Annotated in this window: 6 protein-coding genes; 3 read left to right on the top strand and 3 right to left on the bottom strand. The window is 71.9% G+C overall.

What is annotated here, in order from left to right:
- Nucleotides 1-91 (bottom strand): ATP-binding cassette domain-containing protein (locus AB0C29_RS40750; RefSeq protein WP_360832392.1); only part of this gene is annotated, 91 nt, incomplete at its 3' end.
- A gap of 65 nt (nucleotides 92-156) precedes the next feature.
- Here AB0C29_RS40750 and AB0C29_RS40745 point away from each other — a divergent pair.
- Nucleotides 157-300, top strand: a complete 144-nt coding sequence (locus tag AB0C29_RS40745; RefSeq protein ID WP_360832389.1) for an ATP-binding protein — start codon at nucleotides 157-159, stop codon at nucleotides 298-300.
- 9 nt (nucleotides 301-309) lie between these two features.
- Nucleotides 310-876 (top strand): hypothetical protein, encoded by a 567-nt coding sequence (locus AB0C29_RS40740; protein WP_360832386.1) that lies wholly within the window; start codon nucleotides 310-312, stop codon nucleotides 874-876.
- A 158-nt stretch (nucleotides 877-1,034) separates the two neighbouring features.
- Here the strand turns inward: AB0C29_RS40740 and AB0C29_RS40735 are convergent, their stop codons facing one another.
- Together AB0C29_RS40735 and AB0C29_RS40730 are read right to left on the bottom strand one after the other, a co-directional pair.
- A complete protein-coding gene (locus AB0C29_RS40735; protein ID WP_360832384.1) occupies nucleotides 1,035-1,529 on the bottom strand; it encodes a hypothetical protein in 495 nt (164 codons plus the stop codon).
- Entirely contained in the window at nucleotides 1,526-2,578 is a 1,053-nt protein-coding gene (locus AB0C29_RS40730) for a medium chain dehydrogenase/reductase family protein (RefSeq protein ID WP_360832381.1), read from the bottom strand. The genes AB0C29_RS40735 and AB0C29_RS40730 overlap by 4 nt, the downstream gene beginning before the upstream one ends.
- Before the next feature lie 129 nt (nucleotides 2,579-2,707).
- On the opposite strand from AB0C29_RS40730, the gene AB0C29_RS40725 reads away from it, so the two are divergent.
- Nucleotides 2,708-3,146: TetR/AcrR family transcriptional regulator (locus AB0C29_RS40725; RefSeq protein WP_360832378.1), on the top strand; the 439-nt coding region annotated here is incomplete at its 3' end.

Here is a 3,146-nt window from a genome sequence, read left to right as displayed (position 1 = left end):
CCTCGAACCCGGCCAGCAGCCGCAGCAGCGTCGACTTACCGCAGCCGGTCGGCCCGAGCACCACCAGGAACTCGCCGGGCTTGATCTCCAGGTCGGGCCGAGCAGGCCGGCCGGGTCTTCGACCGCTTCTACCGCACCGACCGCTCGCGGAACCGCCTGGGCGGCGCCAACGCCGGGCTCGGACTGTCGATCGCGCGTTCGCTCGCCCGGGCCCACGGCGGCGACGTCGAGCTGGAGACGTCACCCGGCTCGGGCGCCTGTTTCCGGCTCGCGCTGCCCCTGCTGGCCCAGCCTTTGTAGCGTGTCGGCGTGAGCAGAGCCCGCACCTGGTGGCCGATCCTCCTCTGCCTGGTGGCAGCGGTGGCGTTGCTGTACGCGGTGGTCCTGCCGGGCGGCTACCTGACCTGGTTGTGGGTGGCCATGGTCCTGTGGCTGGTGGCCGCCGTGGGCTGGCTGACGTCGCTGGCCGGCCGGTCCTGGCCGATCCGGCTGATCCTGCCGGTGGTGTCCGTCGTGACCATGGTGGTGGCCTGCTCGGGCGTCGCCGGCCGGGTGCTGTTCGCCTGGCACCGCCCGGGACTGGCGCAGCTGGCGGCGTCACCGCTCGGGGCAAGCCATGGCCTGTACCGCTTCTCGGCCGTATGGAGTCATGACGGCTGCGTCACGTACGTGACCGAGGACAGCGGCATGTCGTACTTCGCGGGTCTGGTGCGGTGCTCACCCGGCGTGCAGCCGGCGCCCCGCCTGGGCGACACCGCCGGCGACGCCGTGTTCGAACCGCTCGGCGACGACTGGTACGCCTTCAGCGTCCCGCGTTCCGGCTCACCGGTCTGGGGTTTCAACCCGTTCGCGGTCGGATCCACCACCGAGGCCTGACGGTCCGGGCCGGGTCGCGGTGGACCGGATCAGCACGATGCCGGTGGTCAGGGCCCAGAGCAGCACGCTGTAGAGGGAGATGCGTTCGGCCAGCCCGGTGGGCACCCAGCCGTACGTCAGGGGGATGTTGGCCAGCCCGATGCCGCCGGCGGTGATGCTCAGGACCGCGAGCCACCGGGGGAGCCCGAGAGGCCGGTGACCACGGCCAGGACGTTCCCGGCGATGATCGACAGGAACGCCCCCACCAGGTAGAGCACCAGGGTGCCGTCGTCGAAGCGCGCCGGCCCGAGCGGGAACACGGCGAACAGGATCAGAGCGACGGCCTGCGCGATGCCGAGCGCCGGGATCGTCCGCCGGCGCCATCCGCTGAGCCGGCGACCGAGGGCGATGCTCGCGGCGGCGAAGAGTGCTCCGGAGGCGATCCAGGCCGCGCTCATCACCCACCACAGCGGTGAGGAGATGAGGAAGCCGCGGAACTCGCCGGTGAAACGGCTGCCCAGGAAGTTCACGTAGTCGTCGACGTAGCTGTACGGGCGTACGTCCCAGGCGGCCGCGACGACCGCCTCGGCGATCAGGTCGACCAGGACCGCGGCGACGAGGGCGGGCCCGGCCCAGCGCGCGACGGCCGGCTGTGTCCGCGGGTCCGCGCTCACGGGATCAGGATGATCTTGCCGAGGGCGGTGCGGTTCGCGGACTCGGACAGGGCCACCGCCGCGGCCACCTCGGACAGCGGATAGCGTGCGGCGATCTGTGCGGTGAGCTGGCCGTCGCGTTGCAGCTCGAAGACCCGGGTGAGATCCGTACGGATGCGGGCCCGGAACGCCTCTCGCTTGGCCGAGCCGGGTTTGCCGGCCCCGGCCCAGACGTTGTAGAAGCTCGCGTGCCGGCCGGTCGGCAGGTAGTTCCAGAACGCGAGTTTGCTCAGCAGTGCCATGAAGGTCAGCAACACCGGACTCTTGTCGTCGAGGCTGCTGGCGATGCTGTACGCGACCAGCGTCCCGGTGCGGTTGAGCAGCCGGTACGACTGGTCGACGCTCTTGCCGCCGAGGTGGTCGAACACGGCGTCCACGCCGCCGGGGGCCAGTTCGCGGATCCGGGCGGTCAGGTGGGGGTCGCGGTAGTCGACCGGCTCCACCCCCAGCGCACGCAGTGCCTCGTGGTGGCGCGGGCTCGCGGTGCCGATCACCCGGGCGCCGGCCTGCCGGGCCAGCTGCACCAGGATGGTGCCCACGCCGCCGCTGGCCCCGAGCACCAGCACGGTCTGCCCGGCCCGGATCCGGGCGCTGCCGTGCAGCATCTGGTACGCGGTCAGCCCGTTGACGATCAGTGTCTCCGCCTCGTCGGCGTCGATTCCGTCGGGCACCTCCACCAGGTCGGCGGCGGTCAGCAGGACGGCCGTGGCCCAGGCGCCGGTCTTGGTCAGCGCGGCGACCCGCCGGCCGACGAGGGTGCCGTCGACGCCCGGACCGACCTGCTCGACGATGCCGACGAGGTCGTAACCCGGCACGAACGGGAACGCGGGCTGCCCGTAGTAGCGGCCGCGGCGCATCGCGCTCTCGGCGAACGACACGGCGGTGGCCTCGACCCGTACCAGGGCCTCGCCGGCGCCGGGCGGCGGCAGTACGCGCTCGACCAGTCGCAGGCCGGCGGGCTCGACCTTGCCCGGCAGCACCACCTCGGTGGCGGTGTTCGTCCCCATCATGGCCTCGGCCCCTCGTTCACTGACGCATCGTCACACAGTTAATGGCCGTAACTATGCATCGGTGCGTCAGGCCGCGTCAACCGGTAGCGCACGGACCGTCGCACCGCAACGGCCCGTTACAATGCGACGATGACCGACAACCCGCAGGTGATGAACAGGCGCGAGCGGTTGCGGGTGCAGACCTTGCAGGAGATCGAGGACACCTCGTTCGCGATCATCGACGCGGACGGCGTCCACGCGTTGTCGATCGCCGCCCTGGCCCGCAGCATGGCGATGTCCGCCCCGGCGGTGTACCGCTACTTTCCGTCGCGGGACGCGCTGCTGACCCACCTGATAACCCGGTCGTACGAGCAACTCGCCGCGGCGATGCTCGAGGCGGCCGAGGGTGGGCGGCGGACCCCGCGGGTACGGCTGCGGCTGATCGTCGCCGCGTACCGGGACTGGGCGCTGCGCCACCGGCGCCGGTACGGGATGCTCTTCGGCCAGCGGATCGGGGGCGTGCCCGGCGACGCCGGGCCGCAGACCCCGCTGGACCAGCCGATGGCCCTGCTGGTCGGCCTGCTCGAAC

The sequence above is a fragment of the Actinoplanes sp. NPDC048791 genome (assembly GCF_040650095.1).
In the GTDB taxonomy this organism is placed as follows: Bacteria; Actinomycetota; Actinomycetes; order Mycobacteriales; family Micromonosporaceae; genus Actinoplanes.
Note: the sequence above shows the minus strand (reverse complement) of the source record. Positions and strands in the feature narration are given on the sequence as shown.

Bases quoted from the DNA above. Each gene is read 5' to 3' on its own strand.
- AB0C29_RS40730 (WP_360832381.1), bottom strand. From the start codon at position 2,578: ATGATGGGGACGAACACCGCCACCGAGGTGGTGCTGCCGGGCAAGGTC.